General features: G+C 72.2%; 18 protein-coding genes and 1 pseudogene. 6 read left to right on the plus strand and 13 right to left on the minus strand.

The annotated features are described in order from the left end of the window. Positions 1-11 precede the first annotated feature (11 nt). The 7 genes and pseudogenes from ACTWPV_RS19455 to ACTWPV_RS19485 all read right to left on the minus strand — a co-directional run bounded on the left by ACTWPV_RS19455 (position 12) and on the right by ACTWPV_RS19485 (position 5,724). Positions 12-719 (minus strand): HAD family hydrolase, encoded by a 708-nt coding sequence (locus ACTWPV_RS19455; protein ID WP_443152872.1) that lies wholly within the window; start codon positions 717-719, stop codon positions 12-14. A 129-nt stretch (positions 720-848) separates the two neighbouring features. Beyond that, on the minus strand, positions 849-1,475 hold the full coding sequence (locus tag ACTWPV_RS19460; protein WP_347643285.1) for an HAD family hydrolase: 627 nt from the start codon (positions 1,473-1,475) through the stop codon (positions 849-851). Between the two features lie 547 nt (positions 1,476-2,022). Next, the gene (locus ACTWPV_RS19465; RefSeq protein WP_347643284.1) at positions 2,023-2,523 is read right to left on the minus strand and encodes a DUF6912 family protein; all 501 of its coding nucleotides are present in this window, start codon (positions 2,521-2,523) and stop codon (positions 2,023-2,025) included. A 107-nt stretch (positions 2,524-2,630) separates the two neighbouring features. Further along, positions 2,631-2,774, minus strand: a pseudogene (locus tag ACTWPV_RS19470) (RNA-guided endonuclease TnpB family protein); the annotation flags it as partial. 191 nt (positions 2,775-2,965) lie between these two features. Further along, entirely contained in the window at positions 2,966-3,613 is a 648-nt protein-coding gene (locus ACTWPV_RS19475; RefSeq protein WP_347643283.1) for an HAD family hydrolase, read from the minus strand. 54 nt (positions 3,614-3,667) lie between these two features. Further along, the gene (locus ACTWPV_RS19480) at positions 3,668-4,339 is read right to left on the minus strand and encodes a response regulator transcription factor (protein WP_347643282.1); all 672 of its coding nucleotides are present in this window, start codon (positions 4,337-4,339) and stop codon (positions 3,668-3,670) included. Continuing rightward, positions 4,336-5,724, minus strand: coding sequence for a sensor histidine kinase (locus ACTWPV_RS19485; RefSeq protein WP_443152873.1), 1,389 nt, complete (start codon positions 5,722-5,724; stop codon positions 4,336-4,338). Before ACTWPV_RS19485 ends, ACTWPV_RS19480 begins: the two co-directional genes overlap by 4 nt. 135 nt (positions 5,725-5,859) lie before the next feature. Here ACTWPV_RS19485 and ACTWPV_RS19490 point away from each other — a divergent pair, with 135 nt between their 5' ends. The 4 genes from ACTWPV_RS19490 to atpB all read left to right on the plus strand — a co-directional run bounded on the left by ACTWPV_RS19490 (position 5,860) and on the right by atpB (position 10,033). Then, positions 5,860-6,777 carry an ATP-binding cassette domain-containing protein gene (locus ACTWPV_RS19490; protein ID WP_443152874.1) on the plus strand — a complete coding sequence of 306 codons (918 nt, stop codon included), beginning with the start codon at positions 5,860-5,862 and terminating at the stop codon, positions 6,775-6,777. Further along, the gene (locus tag ACTWPV_RS19495; RefSeq protein WP_443152875.1) at positions 6,774-8,348 is read left to right on the plus strand and encodes an ABC transporter permease subunit; all 1,575 of its coding nucleotides are present in this window, start codon (positions 6,774-6,776) and stop codon (positions 8,346-8,348) included. The genes ACTWPV_RS19490 and ACTWPV_RS19495 overlap by 4 nt, the downstream gene beginning before the upstream one ends. Then, complete coding sequence (locus tag ACTWPV_RS19500; RefSeq protein WP_443152876.1) at positions 8,345-9,121, plus strand: ABC transporter permease; 777 nt, start codon at positions 8,345-8,347, stop codon at positions 9,119-9,121. Before ACTWPV_RS19495 ends, ACTWPV_RS19500 begins: the two co-directional genes overlap by 4 nt. 99 nt (positions 9,122-9,220) lie before the next feature. Then, a complete protein-coding gene (atpB, locus tag ACTWPV_RS19505; protein WP_443152877.1) occupies positions 9,221-10,033 on the plus strand; it encodes a F0F1 ATP synthase subunit A in 813 nt (270 codons plus the stop codon). A gap of 46 nt (positions 10,034-10,079) precedes the next feature. On the opposite strand, the gene nagZ is transcribed toward atpB, so the two are convergent. The 6 genes from nagZ to ACTWPV_RS19535 form a co-directional block, all read right to left on the minus strand. Beyond that, on the minus strand, positions 10,080-11,381 hold the full coding sequence (nagZ, locus tag ACTWPV_RS19510) for a beta-N-acetylhexosaminidase (protein ID WP_443152878.1): 1,302 nt from the start codon (positions 11,379-11,381) through the stop codon (positions 10,080-10,082). A gap of 61 nt (positions 11,382-11,442) precedes the next feature. Further along, positions 11,443-13,110, minus strand: coding sequence for a phosphoenolpyruvate--protein phosphotransferase (gene ptsP, locus ACTWPV_RS19515; RefSeq protein WP_443152879.1), 1,668 nt, complete (start codon positions 13,108-13,110; stop codon positions 11,443-11,445). Continuing rightward, on the minus strand, positions 13,107-13,367 hold the full coding sequence (locus ACTWPV_RS19520) for an HPr family phosphocarrier protein (RefSeq protein WP_132596043.1): 261 nt from the start codon (positions 13,365-13,367) through the stop codon (positions 13,107-13,109). The genes ptsP and ACTWPV_RS19520 overlap by 4 nt, the downstream gene beginning before the upstream one ends. Before the next feature lie 113 nt (positions 13,368-13,480). After that, the gene (locus tag ACTWPV_RS19525; protein WP_347643274.1) at positions 13,481-13,927 is read right to left on the minus strand and encodes a PTS sugar transporter subunit IIA; all 447 of its coding nucleotides are present in this window, start codon (positions 13,925-13,927) and stop codon (positions 13,481-13,483) included. Between the two features lie 10 nt (positions 13,928-13,937). Further along, positions 13,938-14,174 carry a PTS glucose/sucrose transporter subunit IIB gene (locus tag ACTWPV_RS19530; RefSeq protein ID WP_347643273.1) on the minus strand — a complete coding sequence of 79 codons (237 nt, stop codon included), beginning with the start codon at positions 14,172-14,174 and terminating at the stop codon, positions 13,938-13,940. Between the two features lie 51 nt (positions 14,175-14,225). Beyond that, the gene (locus tag ACTWPV_RS19535) at positions 14,226-15,260 is read right to left on the minus strand and encodes an SIS domain-containing protein (protein ID WP_443152880.1); all 1,035 of its coding nucleotides are present in this window, start codon (positions 15,258-15,260) and stop codon (positions 14,226-14,228) included. Positions 15,261-15,384: 124 nt separating this feature from the next. Between ACTWPV_RS19535 and ACTWPV_RS19540 the strand changes: the two genes are divergently transcribed. Beyond that, positions 15,385-16,110, plus strand: coding sequence for a GntR family transcriptional regulator (locus ACTWPV_RS19540; RefSeq protein ID WP_347616450.1), 726 nt, complete (start codon positions 15,385-15,387; stop codon positions 16,108-16,110). Positions 16,111-16,141: 31 nt separating this feature from the next. Continuing rightward, a complete protein-coding gene (locus ACTWPV_RS19545) occupies positions 16,142-17,485 on the plus strand; it encodes a PTS transporter subunit EIIC (protein ID WP_443152881.1) in 1,344 nt (447 codons plus the stop codon). Positions 17,486-17,520 lie beyond the last annotated feature (35 nt).

Genomic DNA, 17,520 nt, shown 5'->3' on the forward strand with positions numbered 1-17,520 from the left:
CGGGAGGGAGGTCAGCCGGCCTTGCGGTCGAGAGGGGACGTGAGGCCGGCGACCGCGGCCACCACCTCCGAGGCGTTGGACAGGTCGGGCAGCACGATGTCGGCGCCCGCCTCGCTGAGCTCGGCCGCCGTCGACCGCCCGGAGGCGACCCCGATCATGGCCGCGCCGCCGATCTTGGCGGCCTGCACGTCACGCGTGGAGTCGCCGATCACCACGGTGTTGGCCGCGGTGAACGGCACTCCGAGACGCTGCTTGGCCCGCGACTGCGCGACCTGCAGCAGCGTCGCCTTGGGATAGACCTCCTCGCCGTAGCCGCCGAGCTCGAAGTCGATGTACTTGTCCAGCTTGAACGCCTTGAGCTTGTGCGCGGCATTGCTCTTGATCGTGCCGGTCAGCACCGTCTGGACCACGCCGTCGAGCTTGGACACCGACTTGAGCGCGTCTTTCGCCCCGGGCATCATCCGGCCCTGCTCGGCCAGCCGCCCGCGCCGGTCGGCGAACGCCATGGCCAGCGCCGCCAGGAACCTGGGCAGGTGGGCGTCCTCGGCCTGGACGCCGTTGACGGCCAGCGTCTCGAAGACGATCTCGGAGTCGGGGCGGCCCAGCGGGGGAACGAGCTTGACCAGCGGTCGCCCGGTCACGAGGCGGAACGCCTCGGCGTAGGCGTCCCTGGTCACGATGGCGACGTCGACCAGGGTCAGGTCGACGTTCCAGAGCACAAGGCGGTTGATGGCGGCCTCCTGAGGGGGGTGATCCCTGCCAAGGGTACGGCCGCCACCGGGCTCAGGGCCCGCGCCCGGGCGATTTTCGTATGCCCCGAGCATGCCTGAGCATGGCCCGAGCGCTGTCTAGGCGTGGTCAAGGGCGTCGGCCAGCGTGTCGACCACCGGCAGGCCGGTGCTTTCGAGCTCGGCCCTGGTCGTCATGCCGCCGGTGTAGAGGACCGCCCTGGCTCCCACGTGCTTGGCGGCGAGCCCGTCGTCCACGCTGTCGCCGATCACCAGGATGTCGCTGGGATCGATGCCGAGCGTCGCGATGTGCGCGGTCATGTGGGCCGCCTTCTCTCCGCCGGTCAGCCCGAGCAGCCCGTCGATCCTGGTGAAGTGCCGGGTGATGCCGAACGAGTCGACCTTGGGCACCAGATGGGCGTGCGGCGCCATCGAGCAGAGCGACTGCGTGCCCGTCCAGCTGGAGAGCACGACCTCGGCGCCGGCGGCCAGCCGGCAGCTGTCGCACAACCGGTAGTAGTGCTCGTGGAACCCATCGTTGAGCAGCTGCCACTCGCCCTCGGTCAGCGGGCGGCCGAGCAGGCGCTCATAGGCGAGCCAGACCGGGCGCGTGTAGACGGCGCGGAATCCGTCGGCGGTCATCGCAGGCAGGTCGTACGGCTTGAAGACTTCGTTGGTGGCTTCGACCACGGCGTCGAGATCGTGGAAGAGGGTGCCGTTCCAATCCCAAACAATGTGCTTTGTCATGTCATGACCAGCATAGTGGCCGGGCGTGACCTTCCACGTGACGCGCGGAGGCCGCGGGCCGTCCGGCCGCGGCCTCCGCTCGCATGCCTCAGCGGCAGGCCTTGGCGGTCATGCCGGAGCCGTTCTGGCCGCCCCGGCCGCCGTTCCACCGCACGGTGGCGGTGCCCCAGGCGCACATGTTGTTCGCCCAGATCATGTCGCCCCAGTGGCGGCCCCCGTTGCCGGCCTTGTAGGAGAAGGTGTCGTAGCGTCCGTCCCTGGCGTAGACCTTGGTGACTCCTCCGCTCCCTGAAGGAAGCGGCTTCTCGCCCCGCTTACGCGGGAGACGACGGCCAAGCCCTGACCGATGCCCGAAAGCACAAGCACAATCCTACCCGCAGGAGGCGACGGTGTCCGAGGTTCTGCCACTGAACGCCCGGGCCTTGGCGGCCCTCCCGCTCCCGATTCCCCCATCGCCTGAAGGCGACGGTCCCCTCAGGAGGCTCTGATGGTGCCGATGGTGCCGTTGGCACGGCTCTTGATCTTCGCGGTCTTCACCGCGCGGCCGTTACTCACCGAGAAGTTCGGGGATCTCCTGGGTCGCGTACCACATGAGCTCGTGGGCCTCCGCGCCGTCCACGGTGAACTTCGCGTCGTCGTCGCCCGCGTCGGAGGCCGGCAGCGCGGCGATCGCGGCCTCGATGTCGGCCACCGCGTCGTGGTCGTCGACGTGCACGGCGGCCACCTTGGCCAGCGGGACCGGCCCGGCGAGGCGCACCCTGCCCCGCTCCTCGAGACCGACGCCGGCGGACACCTCGCGGTCCGGCACCTCGGCCGCCACCACGACGCGCCTGGGCGCGGCCTTCCCGCCGGCGCCGGCCAGCATGCGCAGCGAGGCGCGGGCCGCCTCGGTGAGCGCGACGTATTCGAGCTCCTCGGTGTCGCCCGAGGCGTACCACTCGGTCAGCGCGGGGGTCACCGCGTAGCCGGTCAACGGGGCCGGACCCACCTCTCCCGCCTCGACCGCCGCGGCCAGGGCAGGGAGAGTGCACGGCAGATAGACGCGCATGACGTACCTTTCCACGCTTTCGCCAGGGCCCGGCCATCGGGAAACCCGAGCCACCAGACCGACACATTACTGGTGACTCCTCCGCTTCCTGAGGGAGCGGCTTCTCGCTAAGCCGCTTGCGCAGCCTGGCGAAGGGCAAGCCCTGCCCTCAAGATGTTGACGTCGGCGTGTGCGGCATGCCCGCACGCCGTGCAGGCGAAGTCGGCTCGGGTGACGCGGTTCTCCTTCGCGCTGTGCCCGCAGCGGGCACAGGTGCGGGAGGATGTGTTTCAGGTCGGCCGACTGCTCGCCTTACCGGACACCCACCCCCGCCCTGGCATAGGCGGTGCGCCGGTGCTCCAAGGCGGCGTTGCAGAGCTGCCGATGATCCTCCAGGCACGCCGCCGGCGCCGCCGCCTGCCGAGCGGTGGGACGCAGCAGGACCACGATGCCCGGCAGGCTGTCAGGCCCGGCGCAGCGTGAGGCGGAGGAGGGACTCGAGCTCCGTGATGGTCGACTCCGCGTCGCGGTGATGGATGCCGGCGATGCCGAGGGCGCGGGCGGCCAGGATGTTGGCCTCGATGTCGTCGATGAACACGCACTCCTCGCCGGGGAGCCCGATCTGGCCGAGGGCGTGGTGGAAGATGCGCGGCTCTGGCTTGCGCATGCCGACCTCGCCGGAGATCACGACCGCGTCGAAGAGGTCGTCCCAGCCGTCGCGGGCATACGTGTTCGCCCAGGAGTTGGAGAGCAAACACGTTTTAAGGCCATTTTTCCGCACGTCGCGGAGCACGTCGTACATTGCCTCGACCGGCTCGAACCCCGCGAACATCCGATCCAGCAGCCCCTCCGGCACCGGCGGCACCCCGTCGAGCGTGAGCAGCCGGGCCGCGAGATCGCGCTCGAAGGCGGGACCGTCGAGCTCGCCGCGTTCGAGCGCGTGGACCGTGCTCTCCCCCGCGCCGTCGCCGTAGGCGTGATCGACCATCTCGCGCATCACGACGTAGTAATGGTCGGCGTCGATCCGGTCCTCGCGAATCCACCTGCCGATGGAGTCGGACAGGCTCGTCGTGAGCACCCCGCCCCAGTCGATCAGCACACCCGTGACCACGACCACCTCCAGGCTCGAACGTCGTTCCAGAATAGGGCGTCCCGCGGCCCGCGCTCACGCCCGGCCGCGCGGCACCACCAGCCCCGTCTCGTACGCGGCGACGACCGCCTGGGTCCTGTCACGCAGGCCGAGCTTGTTCAGCACGCGGCTGACGTGCGTCTTGACCGTCTCCTCCGTCACCAGCAGCCGCCCCGCGATCTCCGGATTGGACAACCCCTCCGCGACCAGTCTCAGCACCTGCGTCTCGCGCGGGGTGAGCCTGGCCAGCTCCGCCACGGGAGCCTCGCCCCTCGGGCCCTGCCGGGCGAACTCGCTGATCAGCCGCCGGGTGACCGCCGGAGCCAGCAGCGCCTCGCCCGCGGCGATGACGCGTACGGCGTCGAAGAGCCGCTCGGCGGTGACGTCCTTGAGCAGGAAGCCGCTGGCCCCCGCGCGCAGCGCGTCGTAGACGTACTCGTCGAGGTCGAACGTCGTCAGGATGAGCACCCGTGGCCCGCCGGGCCCCACGAGCAGCCGGGTGGCCTCGATGCCGCCCATGCCGGGCATGCGCACGTCCATGAGCACCACGTCGGGCGACCGCTCGCGGCACACCCGCACCGCCTCGGCGCCGTCGGCGGCGGTGCCGGCGACCTCGAAGTCCGGCTGGGTGTCGAGCAGCTCGGCGAACCCGGTGCGCACCACCAGATGATCGTCGGCGATGACGACACGGACCTTGGAGCCACTCATCCGCTCGGTCGTTCCTTTCCCGGGAGGCGTTCGTCACTGCGTGGGAGGCGGGCCTCGACGAGGAAACCCCCGCCCGGCGCGGGCCCCGTGTGCAGGTCGGCGCCGACGGCCGCGGCGCGCTCGCGCATGCCCGCCAGGCCGTGACCACCCTGCCCGTCACCCTGCTCATCACCGGGCTCATCACCCTGCTCATCACCGGGCGGTCCCGGCCCGTTGTCGCGGACGCGCAGCCGCACGACCTCGTCACCGTAGTCGAGCTCCACGTCCACGGCCGCGCCCGGGGCATGCCGCCGCACGTTCGTGAGAGCCTCCTGGATGATCCGGTACGCGGCCAGTTCCACCCCCGGGTCGAGCTCTGCCGGAGTGCCGCGCAGGACGAGCCTGGTGACCGTGCCCGACGCCTCGCGCGACGCGTCGAGCAGCTCGTTGAGCTCGTGCAGGCGCAGGCCCGGTTGAGGCCGCCAGGCCGGCTCCGCCTCCGCGTCCTCGCGCAGCACGCCGAGCAACCGCCGCATCTCGGTCAGCGCCGCCCTGGCGGTGTCGCCGATCACCAGCAGCCGCTCCGCACCGGCATCGGGCATCCCGGGGACGGCGAGCCGGGCCGTTTCCGCCTGCACGGCGACCATGGAAATGTGGTGGGCGACCACGTCGTGCAGCTCGCGGGCGATACGGGCGCGCTCGCCCCTGGCCGCGTGCTCCAGCAGGCTCTCCGACATGACCTGCCGGGCCGCCGTGTCGGCCATCGCCCGGCGGCGGGCCCGCCGCGCGATCCCGGCCAGCGCGGCCGCCGGGGCCGTGCACACCGCCAGCAGGGCGAGCATCCACGCCTGGCCGTCCGTACGACCCGCCGCCGCCAGCGCCACCGCCAGCAGCGGGAACGGCGCCACGGCCAGCACGGCGGGGACCGGCGACCCGTGGCGGCCGGACCGGTAGGCGGCGATCAGCTGCGTGACCGCGCCCGCCACGGTGAACGTGTCGAAGGCCGCGATCGACATCACCGCCGCCGCGCAGGCGACCAGGGCCCCCGCGAGCGGCTGCGCCCACAACAGCGGCAGCGGGAGCGTGGTGGCCAGCGCGAGCAGCGGCAGCACGATGACCTGGGCCGGATCCGGCACCCGGGACTCGGCGCCACGCGCCCCCGGACCCGCCGGGTCCGTGGCCGGAGGGGCGCCGGCAGGGGTGCCCGCAGGCCCGTCCGGGGTGCCCGCGGGCACGCTCACCGTGTCGCCCATCACCGGCTGCGTCGACGAGAACGCCAGCGACTCTGCCACGGCGAGCAGTGCCGTCAGCACGCCGGTCGCCAGGGGCGCATACGGTGCCAGCGCCGTGCACGCGGCCGGGATCCGGCGCGCCCATGCCACCCGCCCACCGCCCGCTCGCTTCACGCAAGCCATTGTCACCGTCGCGCGGCCCGCCGCCATCCCTCGTACGAGGGACGGGCCGTAGCGGGCGTCAGGGATGTCGGAGATGGCTCCGTCGCGTGACGACCGGCACGGGGTCCGCTGCCTAGTCTGCCTGGCGTGGAAGCAACCATCGAAGTCTCCGGGCTGCGCAAGCGGTTCGGCGCGACCCAGGCTCTGGACGGGATGTCGTTCACCGTACGGCCGGGCCAGGTCACCGGTTTCGTCGGCCCCAACGGTGCGGGCAAGTCCACCACCATGCGGGTGGTACTCGGCCTGGACACCGCCGACGAGGGCAGGGCGCTGGTCGGCGGGCGGCCGTACCGGAGCCTGCGCACCCCCTTGCGGCACGTCGGCGCGCTGCTCGACGCCGGTGCGCTGCAACCGAGCCGCACCGCGCGCGACCACCTGTTGTGGCTGGCCCGCTCCCAGGGGCTGGGCGCCGGCCGGGCCGACGCGCTGCTGGCGCGGGTCGGGCTGGCCGCCGCGGCGAGACGCCGCGCGGGCGGGTTCTCGCTGGGCATGCGCCAGCGGCTGGGGATCGCCGCGGCGCTGCTGGGCGACCCGCCGATGCTCATGCTGGACGAGCCGTTCAACGGCCTCGACCCCGAGGGCATCGTGTGGATCCGCGGGCTGCTGCGGTCGCTGGCCGCCGAAGGGCGGGCCGTGCTGGTGTCCAGCCACCTGATGAGCGAGCTGCAGGACACCGCCGGCCACCTCGTGGTGGCCGGCCGGGGCCGGGTGGTCGCGGACACCAGCGTGGCCGACCTGATCGCGGCCGCGTCCGGCGGCCAGGTCACGGTCCGCACGACGGCACGGGAGCCCGCGATGTCGGCGCTGGCCGGAGCGGGCGCCACGGTGACCGTCACCGGACATGACACGCTCACCGTCGCGGGGCTGGCCGCCGAGCACGTCGTACGGCTGCTCGGCGACCGGTCCGTGCCGTTCTCCGAGGTGAGCGCCCACCGGGCGACGCTGGAGGAGGCGTACCTCGACCTGACCAGGGACGCGGTCGACCACCGGGGGGCCGCGCGATGACCGCCGTCACCCCCTACCGCTCGGACCTGCGAGCCGGGCGGGACGGGTTCTGGCAGCTCGTACGCGCCGAGTGGACCAAGTTCCGCACCGTTCGCGGGTGGGTGGCCGGCGTGGCGACCGGGGCGCTGCTCGTCGTGGGCCTCGGGTTGTCGTTCGCCGCGGGCAGCCACGCCTCCTGCAGCAAGGGGCCGGTGGAGGTGCCCTGTCCCGTCCCTCCGCTGGGCCCTGGCGGCCAGGCTGTGGAGGACCGGTTCTTCTTCGTCCACCAGCCGCTGGACGGCGACGGCGCCATCACCGCGCGCGTCACCTCCATGACCGGCCAGATCCGCAAGCCCGACGCCACCCCTGGCGTCAGGAACGTGGTCGAAGGTGTCGTGCCCTGGGCCAAGGCCGGCCTCATGATCAAGGAGAGCACGGAGCAGGGCGCCTCCTACGCGGCCGTGATGGTCACCGGCGGCCACGGCGTGCGCATGCAGCACGACTTCACCGAGGACGTCGCCGGCCGCCCCGGCGGCGTCTCGCCGCGATCCCCGCGCTGGCTGCGGCTCACCCGGTTGGGTGACACGATCACCGGCGAGGAGTCACCCGACGGCAGGCGGTGGACCCGGGTCGGCACCGCCCGCCTGGAGGGGTTGCCGGCGCAGGTCCGCATCGGGCTGTTCGCCGCCTCCCCCGGTGACCTGACGATCTCGCCGAACGCCGCCGGCGGGTCCATCGCGGCGTCCCGCTTCGCGGAGGCCACCGCCGTCGCCGACCGGGTCAGCGTGCGCGGCTCCGGCACCGGCGGCACATGGAAGAGCGACGACATCGGAGTCACGATGGACCTCGACGGCGTGACGCCCCATCACCCGGGCAGGCTGGAGCACTCCGGCGGCACGTTCGCCGTCACCGGAGTCGGGGACGTCGCGCCCCTCACGGGCGGGAGCACCGTCGAGCGCACGCTGACCGGCGCGATGGCGGGGCTGGTCGCAATGATCGTCGTGGGGGTGCTGTTCGTGACCGCCGAGTACCGGCGGCGGCTGATCCACACCACGATGCTGGCCAGCCCGCGACGGGGCCGGGTGCTGGCGGCCAAGGCCGTGGTGGTCGGCTCGGTGACGTTCCTCGCCGGGCTGGCCGCCGCCGGCGTCACGCTGCCGGCCGGGCGGCGCATCCTGAGCGGCAACGGCGTCTTCACCCAGCCGGTCCCCCTGCTCACCGAGCTGCGCGTGATCGCTGGCGTCGCCGCGCTGCTGGCCGTGGCCGCCGTCCTCGGCCTGGCGCTCGGCGCGCTGTTCCGGCGCAGCGCGACGGCGGTCATCGTGGCCGTCGCGGCCACCCTCGTCCCGTACGTGCTCGCGATCCTGTCCTTCCTGCCGGAGAGCGTGTCGGAGTGGCTGCTGCGGCTCACGCCCGCGGCCGGGTTCGCGATCCAGCAGAGCGTGCCCGAATATCCGCAGGTGATCGCCCACTACGCGCCGGTGGCCGGCTACTACCCGCTGGCGCCGTGGGCCGGCTTCGCCGTCCTGTGCGGCTACACCGCCGCCGCCCTCGCCGTGGCCGCGTACCGGCTGCGCGGGAGCGACGTATGAGACACGCCGTGTACGCGGAGTGGACGAAGCTGCGCACCGCGCCGGGGCCCGGGTGGCTGCTGGCCGGGACGGCGGTGCTGACGGTGGCGCTGAGCGCCGTGGCGGCCTCCTCCGTGACGTGCGCGTCGGCGGGCTGCGGCCACGACGCCGCCAGGATCAGCCTGCAGGGCGTCCAGCTCGGCCAGGCGACGGTGGCGCTGCTGGCCGTGCTGATGGTGTGCGGCGAGTACGGCACGGGCATGATCCGCACCAGCCTCGTCGCGATGCCGCGCCGCACCACCGTCCTGACCGCCAAGGCCACCGTGCTCACCGGCCTGACTCTGGCCGCGGGGACCGCCGGCGTGCTGGGGTCGGTGCTGGCCGGGCGGCTGCTGCTCCCCGGCAGCGGGTTCACCCCGGCCCACGGCTACCCGCCGCTGTCGCCGGCCGACGGCCCGACGCTGCGCGCCGCCGCCGGGTCCGTGCTCTATCTGGCGCTGATCGCCCTGCTCAGCCTGGGCGTCGCCACCGCCGTACGAGACTCCGCCGCGGCCACGGGCAGCGTGCTGGGACTGCTCTATCTGTTCCCGCTCGCCGTACGGATGGTCGCCGACGAGGGGACGCAGCGGTTGCTCTGGCAGCTGTCGCCGGCCAGCGCCGGGCTCGCGGTCCAGGCCACCACCGACGCCGCCGGCCTGCCGCTCGGCCCGTGGGCGGGGCTGGGCGTGCTCGCCGCGTGGGCGGCGGCCGCGCTGCTGGCCGGCGGGCTGCTGCTGGGCCGGCGCGACGCCTGACCGCGGTTTCGGGACGGAACGGAACCACCCATAAATGCCCGTATTTTCGATCGCTAGGGTGATTTTCCAGCGTTAGGACGCTACCCGGAAAGGACCGCCGTGCGGACGACGATCCTGATCACCTCCAGCAGCCCGAATCCCTCCCCCGGCCAGTGGCAGGCCCCCGGACTCGAACTCTTCGAGTTCGCGCCGATCCTCCCCGGCGGGCCGCACTGGTTCACCAAGCCGGTGCTGATCGCCCTGCTCAGCTCGGCCATCATCATCGCCCTGTGCTGGGCCGCGTTCGCCCGGCCGAGAGTCGTGCCACGCGGGCGCCAGAACCTCGGCGAGTACGTCTACATGTTCGTACGGGAGCAGATCGCCAAGCCCAACCTCGGCCAGGACTCCGACCGGTGGATGGGCCTGCTCCTCACGATCTTCCTGACCGTGCTCGTCTGGAACCTGATGGGCATCGTCCCGTTCGTTCAGTTCCCCGTCTCCGCGCACATCGCCTTCCCCCTGGTGCTGGCGCTCACCGTCTACGGGATCAAGCTCTACCTCGGCGTCAGGCACCACGGCCTGCGCGGCTACCTGAGGGGCATCGTGCACCTGGAGGGCCTGCCCGGCTGGGCGTACGGGCTCTACGCCCCGATGATCCTGGCAGAGGTGTTCATCACGTCGCTGTTCACGCATTTCGTGCGGTTGTTCGCGAACATGTTCGCCGGCCACATCATCGTCGCCTTCTTCAGCTCGGTGGGCTTCTGGTTCCTGTTCGAGCGGCTCACGCCGCTGGGCGCGGGCATCGGCGTCGTCGGCGTGCTGGTGACGATCGTGATGACCGCGTTCGAGATGTTCATCCAGTTTCTGCAGGCATTCCTGTTCGCCATCCTGGCCGCGATGTTCATCGCCAGCGGGCTACGCGGCTCGCACTAGCTCCAGCGACGGGGTCATCGGGCGCTCACCGATCGGGGGCCGGGCGTCAGCCGCCGGAGACCCGGGCGGCCAGCTTGCGGTGCTCGGCGGAGCGCAGCACGCGGGCCGCCTCCTCGGCGGAGGCGACGGGGGCCTCGGCCAGCAGGCCCTTCGACAGCTTGAGCGTGAGCAGCCTGGTGACCGACTGGTCGAGCCGCTGCTCGGAGATGCGGCCCGACTTCACCGCCGCCAGCACCGCCCGGTGGGCCTCGGGCAGGTCGTTGGGCATGAGCAGCAGGTCGGCGCCGGCCAGCACGGCACGGACCGCCACCTCGCCGTCGTCGTACTTCGTGCGCGCCCCGCCCATGTTGAGCGCGTCGGTGGAGATCACGCCCTTGAAGCCCAGCTTCTCCCGCAGCAGGCCGGTGAGGATGGGCTTGGACAGCGTCGCCGGGTCTCCCGACGGGTCGAGCTTGGGGAAGACGATGTGGGCGCTCATCACGGCGTCCACGCCCGCGGCGATCGCGGCCTTGAACGGCGGCGCGTCGATCCGCTCCCACTCGGCCCTGGTGTGCTTGATCACGGGCAGCCCGCTGTGGCTGTCGACGGTCGTGTCGCCGTGGCCGGGGAAGTGTTTGGCCGTGGCGGCGATCTTCGCGTCGTCGAAGCCCTTGACCGCCGCCGAGACCATCTTGGCCACCTTCTTCGGGTCGTCACCGAAGGCCCGCCTGCCGATCACGGGGTTTCCCGGGTTGACGTTGACGTCGGCGACGGGCGCGAAGTCGAGGTTGACGCCGAGCGCCCGCAACTCCCGGCCGGTGGCCGCGGCCACGGCCCGCGACAGCGACAGGTCCTTCTTCGCGCCGATCTCGCCCGCGCCGGGGAAGTCGGTCATGAGCGCGGACATCCGCGACACCGGGCCGTTCTCCTGGTCGGTGGCCACCAGGAGGGGAACGCCCTTGGCCGCGCGCTGCATGCCGTTGGTGAGATCGACGACCTGGCGGGAGCTCCTGACGTTCTGCGGGAAGAGGATCACGCCCCCGAGGTGGTATTTCCTGATCACCTTGGCCGGGGTCTGGGCGCCGTAGCGGGCGTGGTTCTCCCCCGACACCGAGGAGGCGGAGGTGCCGTAGAGAACGGGCATGAACAGCTGGCCCACCTTCTCCGCGACGCTCATCCCGGCCAGCGCGCTCTTGACGGGATCGGGCTTGTCCGGCGTCTGGGGCGGGCGCTGGGGGGTGGACCGCGTGGGCGGCGCCGCCTTACTCCCCGGCGGTGTCGTGCCCGCCGAACCGCCGCCACCGGCGCACGCGGCGAGCGCGATCGTCAGGATGCCTGCCGTTGCGATGCGTCGAGGGGAGTGAGGCATGCCTCCTAAGGTATCCGTGCGACGACCCGGCCTGGCCGCACGCCTGCGGCCCGTCCTCCCGTCAGAGCCCCAGCCTGGCGAGTTCGGGAAGGTGCACGCGGGCCGCCGCACGCGCGGCGCCCGCCGTCGTCTGCTCCCGCGCCGCCTCGGCCGCGAACGTGCACTGCTGCAGGGTGTGCGCGGCCAGCCCGGCGCGTACGGCGGGCAGCGCCCCGGCCCCCATCGACAACGTCGTCGCCCCCAGGCCGACGAGCACGCACGCCAGCGCGGGGTCGGCGGCCGACTCCCCGCAGATCCCGCACGGCTTGCCCACGTCGTGGGCGGCGTGCGCGGCCATGGCGACCAGGTCGAGCAGCGCGGGCTGCCACGGGTCCTGGAGCGCGCTCACGGCGCCGAGCTGGCGGTCGGCGGCGTAGGCGTACTGGGACAGGTCGTTGGTCCCGACCGAGACGAAGTCCACGGGGGCGAGCAGATCCTTGGCCCGCAGCGCGGCGGACGGGATCTCGATCATCACGCCCACCCCGCGCAGCCCCTTGGCCCGGCACCGCTGCGCGAACCAGTGGCTCTCCTCGGCCGTGGCCACCATGGGCGCCATCACCATGAGGTCGTCGGTCGCGACCTCGGCCAGCGCGCCGAGCTGTGCCTCCAGCACCTCGGGGAACTTGCGGAACGCGCGCAGGCCCCGCTCGCCCAGCGCCGGGTTCGGCTCTGTGGTGGAGGGCAGGAACGCCAGCGGTTTGTCCGCGCCGCTGTCGAGCGTCCTGACGACGACCTTGCCGCCGGGGAACGCCTCCAGCGCCGCCTGGTAGGCGCGCCGCTGCTCCTCGGCGGACGGCGCCTCGGCGCGGTCGAGGAAGAGGAACTCGGTCCGGTAGAGGCCGATGCCCTCGGCCCCCGCCTCCCGGGCGGCGGCCAGGTCGGCCGGGCTGCCGATGTTCGCGAAAAGCGGAACGAGGTGGCCGTCGGCGGTCCGGCCGGGGCCCTCCGCCTCGGACACCGCGGCCCGCCTGGCCGTCGCGGCGCCGACGGCCTCGGCCACGTCGGACTCGGCCGGCTCCAGGCGCACCTCGCCCGAGCCGCCGTCGGCCATCACCCGCACGCCCTGCCGGATGGTGGTCGCGCCCGGGCAGGCCACGACGGCGGGCACGCCCATCGCCCTGGCGATGATCGCGGTGTGGCTGGTGGGGCCGCCCTCCTCGGTGACGAAGGCGGCGACGTCGCCCCTGGACAGCAGCGCGGTGTCGGCGGGCGCGAGGTCCCGGGCGACCAGCACGTACGGCTCCGCCGGCGCGGCGGGCAGCCCTGGCATCGCGTGCCCGTAGAGGAGCGCGACGACGCGGTCCCTGATGTCGTTGAGGTCGGCGGCCCGCTCGCCCAGGTATCCACCGGAGCCGGCAAGCACGTCCCGATATTTCGTGAAAGCTTCGTAGACCGCTCTCGGCGCGGCCAGCCCGCGGTCGATCAGGGAGCGCACCTTCACGACCAGGCCGGGGTCCTCGGCCATCAGCGCCTGAGCCTTGAGGATCTCCTCCGCCTCGCCGCCCGCCTGGTTGCCGCGGGCCTCCAGCTCGCCCGCGACCCGGGTGAGCGCGGCCATCGCGCGCTCCTTCTCCTGCTCCGCCTCACCGGTGTAGGTGGCGCCCTCGGGGGGTTCGGGCACGGAGGCGGTCAGTACGTACGCGGGGCCGTGCCCGATGCCCGGGCTGACCCCCACCCCCCGCAGATTCATGGCTTACCGGCGATCTCTGCCAGTTCGTCGAGCACCTCTTCCGAGCCCTCGCCCTCCGCGGAGATCACGACGGTCTCGCCCTGGCGGACGTCGAGCCCCATGATTGCGAGAATGCTCTTGCCGTTGACGGGGTCACCGCCGTGGGCCTTCGCCACCGCGATGTCCATCGGAGCCTGTTTGGCCCGCTGCACGAACGTCGCCGCGGGACGGGCGTGCAGCCCCACCTCCGCCGCTACGGTGACCTTGCGCTCACCCATCTGCTTCTTCCTCCTTCTGCGCTGGTCCGGACCAGCCGGACCCGGGTTCGTACGGCGCCTGCCGATCGGGGTCGGATCGGCGGCATGCCTATTGTGACGCCTTGGCAGCGGGTCTATTCCCATATGAACAGCTCGTCTCCTGCCTGCACCCTGCCCCGTGCGACCCCGGTCACCGCATCGGAGAGCGCGTCCAACGCGACCACCGGGCAGACCGGCGAGCGTCCGCCCGCCTCGACGGCCGACGGGTCCCACGCCACCACCGCCTGGCCGGCGCGCACCCTGTCGCCCTCGGTCGCCAGCAGCCGGAACCCCTCGCCCTTGAGCTGGACCGTGTCGATGCCCAGATGCACCAGCACGCCTCTGCCGTCGTCCCCCACGATGACGTACGCATGCGGATGCAGTTTCATGATTTTTCCCGCTATGGGAGCAACGGCCTTGCCCGGCCCTCTGAGCGGATCGATCGCCGTTCCCGGCCCCACCATGCCCGCGGAGAACACCGGATCGGGCACCGCGGCCAACCCCACGGCCGCCCCCTCGACCGGGGCGAGAACAGTCGTCATGACCTCGCCCTCAGCCGATGATGTCCTCGATGTCGCTGGCGATCGTGTCCGCCTCCGGCCCGACGACGACCTGGACCACGTTGCCCGCGGCCATCACGCCGTGCGCGCCCGCCGCCCTGAGCGCCGCCTGGTCGACCATGGACGCGTCGCGCACCTCCGTACGCAACCGGGTGATGCAGGGCTCTATCTCGATGATGTTGCCGGCACCGCCGAGCGCCGCGATGATCGCGTTGACGTCAGCCGCCATCCGGTCCTCCCTTGCGCTAACACTCTGACCAGGCTAGACGACGCTTTGTGATCAGTCCGTCTGAGTGACCTTGTTGAGGCCGCGCGGCGCGTCGGGGTCGACGCCGAGCCTGCGGGCGAGCGCCTCGGTGAGCAGCTGCCCCGGCACGATCAGGCCCATGGGCGCGACCCACTCGGGCAGGTCGGGACCGTTGAGCGCGGCCGTGCCCGCCCGCGCGAGCGCCTCGCCGCCCCCGATCGTGTACGCCGCCGCCCCCGCGGCCACCACCCGCTCGGCCAGGGCGACCGTACCGGGCAGGGTGGGGCTGTTCTCGGAGGCGACCAGCAGCGCGGGGGTGTCGGCGTCGACCACGGCGATGGGCCCGTGCAGCAGGTCGGCGTACGACAGCCCCATGGCGTGCAGGTAGCAGGCCTCCTTGAGCTTCAGCGCGGTCTCCAGAGCCGTGGAGAACGCCAGCCCGCGACCCGACACCACGACGCCCGGCTTGTCCACCAGCCCTTCGACGAGAGCGTCGAGGTCGCCAGGTGCCGCGATGAGCTTCTCCACGGCCTCGGGCACCCGCCGCAGCTCCGCCACGTCCACGTCGGCGCCGAGACCCAGCGCGAGCACGGCCAGCGCGGCGAGCTGGGTGGTGTAGGTCTTGGTCGCCGGCACGGCCTCCTCCTCGCCGGCCACCGTGCAGAGGGCCACGTCGGCGGCCTGGGCCAGCGGGCTGTCCGCGCCGCCGTTGGTGACGCCGACCGTCCTCGCCCCGCAGTCCTTCGCCCAGGCCAGCGTCTCGACGATCTCCTCCGTACGCCCTGACTGCGAGATGGCCACGGCCAGCACGCCGTCAAGGTCGAGCCGGCGCTTGTACGTCGTCGCGATCGACGGCGCGGCCAGCGCCGACAGGCGGCCCGCGTGCGACTCGACGAGGTAGCGCCCGTACACCGCCGCGTTGTCAGAGGTGCCGCGCGCGATGAACAGCAGTTGCTTCGCGTGCTCGCCCACCGCGCGCACTTCGTCGACCCTCGGGAGCAGGGCGTCCAGCGTGGCCTGCAGCGCGGCCGGCTGCTGGGCGATCTCGCGGCGCATCTTCGTCGTCATCTCGGGCTCATCCCTCAAATCCGTGGGGCTTAGACTTGACCGTCTTTTACGACATGTGGTCTAGTCCGGACTAGACCAGTACGAACCATAACTCATTGCCCTGGTCGGTTCGAGAGGAGGATCCGTGGCGCACATCGATCCGGACAGCCCGGTGCCCAAATACTTCCAGCTTCGCGAGATCCTGCTGGACCTCATCGACAGCGACGAGCTCAGCATCGGCGCCGCCATCCCCTCCGAGCGCGAGCTCTGCCAGCGTTTCGGCCTGTCCAGAATGACCGTACGGCAGGCGGTCGACCACCTCGTCTCCGAGGGGCGCCTGCACCGCGTCCCCGGCAAGGGCACGTTCGTGGCCCGGCCCAAGATCGAGCTGGCGCTGCAGCTGACCTCGTTCACCGACGACATGAGGGCCCGCGGCATGATCCCCGGCTCGCGCGACCTCGACAGGAGGATCGTGCGCGCCAGCGCCCACCTGGCCAAGGAGCTGGGCATCCAGCCGGGCGAGGAGGTGCACTTCATCGAGCGCCTGCGCACGGCCGACGGGGAGCCGCTGTCCATCGAGCGGGCGCACATCCCGGTCAAGCTCGCCCCCGGTCTAGCCGACCACGACTTGTCCGACAAATCACTGTATGAGCTGCTGGAGAGCCGCTACGGTCTCGTCATGGACGCCGGCGAGCTCACCATCGACGGCGGCATCGCCGACCCGAGCGACGCCGACCTGCTGAAACTGCCGCGCGGCGGGGCCGTGCTGCTGCTCCAGCGCAGGTCGTTCGCCGGTGGCGTCTGCGCGGAGCTGGGCGTGTCCACCTACCGCGCCGACCGCTACCAGCTGCGCACCCTACTCGAGCCCTGAGGGTCGGCCCTCACCCCCGGAGGAACGCCCGGTGAACGAGACCACCGCCGCCCGGCCCTCGCCGGGCGCCCGCGTGATGACCGTGCTCCAGCGGCTGGGCCGCTCCCTGATGCTGCCCATCGCCGCCCTGCCCGCGGCGGCCCTGCTGCTCCGCGTCGGCCAGCCCGACATGCTCGGCTCGAACGGCGCCGAACCCGGCGGCCTCGCGGACGTGGCGGGATTCGCCTGGGTGGGCCAGGTGGCCGAGGTCCTGGCCGCGGCCGGCGGCGCGCTGCTGGAGAACCTGCCCCTGCTGTTCGCCGTGGGCGTGGCCATCGGCTTCGCTCGCAAGTCCGACGGCAGCACCGCGCTCTCCGCCATGGTCGGCTACCTGGTCTTCGACCGGGTCACGAAGGTGATGTTCTTCGGCTCCGACATCCGCGACACCGTCGCGATCAAGGAGGTCCAGGACCAGGGCGTCGTCGAGATCATCAACTACGGCATGCAGAACCCCACCCAGGTCCTCGGCGGCATCGTCATGGGCCTAGTCGCGGCCCTGCTCTGGCAGCGGTTCCACCGCATCAAGCTGCCGTCGTGGCTGGCGTTCTTCGGCGGGCGCAGGTTCGTACCGATCATCACCGTCATCGTGGCGCTGCTCATCGGCGTGCTCTTCGGCTGGCTCTGGCCGGTGCTCGGCGAGTGGATCCGGCACGCGGGCGAGGCCCTCACCGCGATCGGCCCCATCGGCACCGGTATCTACGGGCTGATCAACCGCCTGCTCATCCCCCTCGGCCTGCACCACTTCGCCAACTCCGTCGTCTGGCACGTGGTGCCGCAGTGCGACGTCGGCGGCCAGCTGCTGGGCGGCGACTGGAACTGCTATTTCGGCGGCGCGGCGCACGCGGGCCAGTTCATGGCCGGCTTCTTCCCCATCATGATGTTCGCCCTGCCCGCCGCCGCCCTGGCCATGTGGCGCGCCGCGCCGCCGCACCGGCGGGCCAGCGTGGGCGGCATCATGTTGTCGGCGGCGCTGGCGTCGTTCGTCACCGGCATCACGGAGCCGATCGAGTTCGCCTTCATCTTCGTGGCGCCGCTGCTCCTGGTGGTGCACGCGATCCTGACCGGCCTGGCCATGGCGCTGACCACGCTGATCGGCGGGCAGCTGGGCTTCGGCTTCTCCGCCGGCCTGCTCGACCTGCTGCTGAACGCCAGCAAGTCCAACACCGAGAACTTACCCGGCATCCTCGCCCTGGGCGCCGTCTACGGCGTGCTCTACTACGTCGTCTTCACGTTCCTGATCCGCAGGCTCAACATCCTGACACCCGGCCGGGAACCCGAACCGGACGTCGACTCCGGCGAGACCGGCGCCGGTTCCCCGCGATCCGCCCCGGGGTAGTAATCCCCGCGACCCCCGCGAGCGATGTGGGGGGA

The sequence above is a fragment of the Nonomuraea sp. KM88 genome, assembly GCF_052245635.1.
Classification (GTDB): domain Bacteria; phylum Actinomycetota; class Actinomycetes; order Streptosporangiales; family Streptosporangiaceae; genus Nonomuraea.

What these genes read in the sequence shown, in the direction of transcription:
- ACTWPV_RS19465 (WP_347643284.1), bottom strand. Translation starts at nt 2,523, where the DNA reads ATGCGCGTCTATCTGCCGTGCACTCTCCCTGCCCTGGCCGCGGCGGTC.
- ACTWPV_RS19495 (WP_443152875.1), top strand. Translation starts at nt 6,774, where the DNA reads ATGACCGCCGTCACCCCCTACCGCTCGGACCTGCGAGCCGGGCGGGAC.
- ptsP (WP_443152879.1), bottom strand. Translation starts at nt 13,110, where the DNA reads ATGAATCTGCGGGGGGTGGGGGTCAGCCCGGGCATCGGGCACGGCCCC.
- ACTWPV_RS19520 (WP_132596043.1), bottom strand. Translation starts at nt 13,367, where the DNA reads ATGGGTGAGCGCAAGGTCACCGTAGCGGCGGAGGTGGGGCTGCACGCC.
- ACTWPV_RS19500 (WP_443152876.1), top strand. Translation starts at nt 8,345, where the DNA reads ATGAGACACGCCGTGTACGCGGAGTGGACGAAGCTGCGCACCGCGCCG.
- ACTWPV_RS19525 (WP_347643274.1), bottom strand. Translation starts at nt 13,927, where the DNA reads ATGACGACTGTTCTCGCCCCGGTCGAGGGGGCGGCCGTGGGGTTGGCC.
- ACTWPV_RS19480 (WP_347643282.1), bottom strand. Translation starts at nt 4,339, where the DNA reads ATGAGTGGCTCCAAGGTCCGTGTCGTCATCGCCGACGATCATCTGGTG.
- nagZ (WP_443152878.1), bottom strand. Translation starts at nt 11,381, where the DNA reads ATGCCTCACTCCCCTCGACGCATCGCAACGGCAGGCATCCTGACGATC.
- ACTWPV_RS19535 (WP_443152880.1), bottom strand. Translation starts at nt 15,260, where the DNA reads ATGACGACGAAGATGCGCCGCGAGATCGCCCAGCAGCCGGCCGCGCTG.
- ACTWPV_RS19460 (WP_347643285.1), bottom strand. Translation starts at nt 1,475, where the DNA reads ATGACAAAGCACATTGTTTGGGATTGGAACGGCACCCTCTTCCACGAT.
- ACTWPV_RS19530 (WP_347643273.1), bottom strand. Translation starts at nt 14,174, where the DNA reads ATGGCGGCTGACGTCAACGCGATCATCGCGGCGCTCGGCGGTGCCGGC.